We start from the raw sequence: 3,154 nt of genomic DNA on the forward strand, positions 1-3,154 counted from the left end.
CACGATATGACAAACTGAAGAGAAATTTTGAGAGTATGGTCGCCATGGCATGCGGATATCTGTGGTTACCTATGTGAAATGTCAACAGACCCTAAGACTAAGTAAGAGATTTAGCTTGAGATTGGGACAGTGGCTATGTTCTGAAAAAATGATTTATTTAATTTTTTGGAAAATTGGACGTAATTAATAATTATTTATCATACTTACGAAAATTTTATTGATAAGTGCATTGCAATAAATACTGACCTTGAAGAAAAATGTCTAGAAATCAAATGGTTTTAAATAATGCAGTCATTGAGAATGTTTTAAGCAGCACCTTGTCTAATTACATGAACGAGAAAAGGCTTCGATAAGCTCAAACAATAACATAATGCTATTAATTACTAACGTCATGCTAAATATATTATTTTGAATAGAATTTAGATATAAATCCATAATTTAATTTGGAGGGAATATGAAAACGAATCGAACATGGTATTTAACAAATCCCTCTGGCAGTCACCTTGTTCAAGTGTGTCAGAATGAGTCGTTCCGGGCTGAAGCAATTGCTCACTACATTAAAGAAGGCGTACTTGAGGGTGAAGGAATTATAATCTTCGCGGGAATGGCTCTGAGAAAGAATGTCATATCCAAAATGGAGTGGTTGGGTCTGGATGTGGCAACTTTAAAAAATGAAGGGCAAATCAAATTCTTTGATGCTGAATTTCTGCTATTGAGTATCGTGGTCGATGGGATAATTAAAAGACAAGCCTTTCAAGAAGTTGTCGGAACACCCATCTGTGATATCCAACTAAAATATGGCAAAGCTCGTGTTTTTGGTGAAATGGTGAACATTCTCTGGAAACAAGGTCAGTATGACACAGCTATGCAACTTGGAAGTTTATGGAATGAATTAAACAGAAAGCAGGAATTTTCGCTTTTTTGCGTTTACTCTGTGGATAATCTGGATCCTAATGCTTACGAAGAAGCTTTGGAGCGTCTTTGTAAATGTCATCCCTATCTGACGCCGGTGAAAGATCAGGATTTATCTGGAACCCAAGCAAGGGGGACAGTACTGGACGCCTTTGAGGTCGCGTGGAATCATTTAATAAGCAAATTAGCAGAGCGCAAAAAGAATTCAGCGAAGCTGCCGCCCGGCCAAGCACCACTTTTAAGCTAAAGGAGAATTTTGTCGCTTAGTTTATTTTTCTTCATTCAAAGCCTCGCATTTAAGAAGAGCTATAACTTACTCAAACTATTACAAAAAGCGCAACGATTGGTTACCAAACGCTTGCTGCCTCTTTATTGGCATTCTGGAAATCAGTAAATAAACGAATTGATTCTTCCTTTTTAACTTTATAGCACTCACAAGCTGTGTCTTCTAATTTTTGCTTGTCCTTAAGTTCAATGTGGCCGCGATGATAATTGATTATGCCAGCTTGCTGTAATTTTCTTGCCGCCTCCGTGATGCTTTCTCGACGGACTCCAAGTATATAAGCAATCGATTCCTGAGTCATTAACAAACTGTTTACATGACCACGGTCAAAACTCAAAAGTAACCAGCAGCATAGTTGCTGTTCTATGGCATGGTGTCGGTTACATGCAGTTGTTTGTGACATTTGTATAAAAAGCGTTTGAGCATAACGTAGGAGTAATTTTTGTAACATTCCAGCACGGCGGCCTCCACTGCGGGCTAAAACGTTTTGTAATGATTTTATCGAAACGCGATAACCATGACCTGCTACATTAATAATCGCCTGAATCAGTGCCAGATTTCTACCTCCCAGCAACGCAGAAACTCCTAATATGCCTTCATTACCAACCATTGCCACTTCCACTGAAGTGCCATCTTCCAAGCAACATAATAATGATGCAGTGGCCGTAACAGGAAAATAAATATATTGCAATTTGTCATTAGCTTCAAACAATATTTCCGCGCGCGACATTGTAATCAGTTCAAGATGAGGCTCTAAAAGTTCAAACTCTGCCTGGCGTAGCGCGCGTAAGATGTGATTTTCTCGAGGATCGCAAGTTATCGACATAATTTGCTTGATTTTGTTTTAGAAGTTAAAAAATTAACAAACTGATAATGCATGATAGAGATTTTCATGCAAACCCGATAAGTTCAAGCTTATCTTAGGGAAAGATACCTTCAAATACAGTAAATTGTATCTGATCTGATCTGATCTGATCTGATCTGATCTTACAATTACCAGATTGGCAGGACTCATATGATTTTGCAATGATTTTATCATTCATCAATTTTCAACTTCCATTTTTAGGTAGTCTAGTATTTCGTTTTTTCAGCCATACGTCTTTTTGGCTAATTTTCACGGAAAGTGATTGTAATTAAGAAGACTTTTTCTAGATTAGAAGATGTACGGTTTTTTCTCAATATCAAGCCGAGTCGTACAATGGATAAATAATAAATTTATGTTAGCACAGCTTGCATAAGCTCGGCTAATTTATTCGCTCCTCGATTACGTCAGCTGAATCTCCAGCTGTTGGGTCAGTCTTTATGCATCTGCGTCGATATAGATTTACCGCCAACAAAGCGCCGAAAAAGAGGAATACTTATCAATTCCGAAATAAAAAAGGCCAGATATAAGATTTGGCCTTTTTTATTCTGATCTGATGATCTTCAAACGTTATTTATGATCTGGATCCAGTACGAATATTGGGATTAGCTTCAGAAGGATTATGTGGGTTTATTCCGGACGGAATCTGTAGATTTTCTTCTGAAGTTTTCTCTCTAGCGGCTTTATCTTTATCAATAACAAGATCAGACCGGAAATTTGGCCCAATGCTTTCTCTATCAATAAACTTATGGTTTGGATGAAAAGATTGATCAAAAGCAGATGCACTACCTATAAAAAAAGCTGAACAAATAACTAACGCTATCGTTAATTTTTTTCCTGGGGTCATAATGATCTCCTTTTCCTATTGTTTAAAATAGTTTTAAAGAATATTAAAACTTTCCACAACCAGTCTAGCACAGCATAAAAATCAAGTAAAAAATACTTATGAAATAATCAACTGATGAAGGAATGAGGCATACTGATTCCAAGCAAAAGCACTGGCTTAGAAGCTGCTTAAGCAGAGCACAGCATAAGCAGCTGTTTGACTTTAAACTTAAGAAGGTGTTGGAGTTGATTGGATCGGCGTTGAAATTTGC

The 3,154-nt window shown here is 37.2% G+C and carries 3 protein-coding genes; 1 reads left to right on the forward strand and 2 read right to left on the reverse strand.

Features of this window, described 5'->3' with window-relative positions; genetic code table 11:
* The first annotated feature begins 454 nt into the window (after positions 1–454).
* Positions 455–1,159, forward strand: a complete 705-nt coding sequence (locus BM021_RS14740; RefSeq protein WP_090721732.1) for an MEDS domain-containing protein — start codon at positions 455–457, stop codon at positions 1,157–1,159.
* A gap of 100 nt (positions 1,160–1,259) precedes the next feature.
* Here BM021_RS14740 and BM021_RS14745 read toward each other — a convergent pair whose 3' ends face one another.
* Both BM021_RS14745 and BM021_RS14750 read right to left on the reverse strand, forming a co-directional pair.
* Complete coding sequence (locus BM021_RS14745) at positions 1,260–2,021, reverse strand: Crp/Fnr family transcriptional regulator (protein ID WP_090721733.1); 762 nt, start codon at positions 2,019–2,021, stop codon at positions 1,260–1,262.
* A 610-nt stretch (positions 2,022–2,631) separates the two neighbouring features.
* Positions 2,632–2,904 carry a hypothetical protein gene (locus BM021_RS14750; RefSeq protein WP_090721734.1) on the reverse strand — a complete coding sequence of 91 codons (273 nt, stop codon included), beginning with the start codon at positions 2,902–2,904 and terminating at the stop codon, positions 2,632–2,634.
* Between the last annotated feature and the right edge of the window lie 250 nt (positions 2,905–3,154).

This window comes from Nitrosomonas sp. Nm166 (genome assembly GCF_900112825.1).
In the GTDB taxonomy this organism is placed as follows: Bacteria; Pseudomonadota; Gammaproteobacteria; order Burkholderiales; family Nitrosomonadaceae; genus Nitrosomonas.

Bases quoted from the DNA above. Each gene is read 5' to 3' on its own strand.
- BM021_RS14740 (WP_090721732.1), top strand. From the start codon at position 455: ATGAAAACGAATCGAACATGGTATTTAACAAATCCCTCTGGCAGTCAC.
- BM021_RS14745 (WP_090721733.1), bottom strand. From the start codon at position 2,021: ATGTCGATAACTTGCGATCCTCGAGAAAATCACATCTTACGCGCGCTA.
- BM021_RS14750 (WP_090721734.1), bottom strand. From the start codon at position 2,904: ATGACCCCAGGAAAAAAATTAACGATAGCGTTAGTTATTTGTTCAGCT.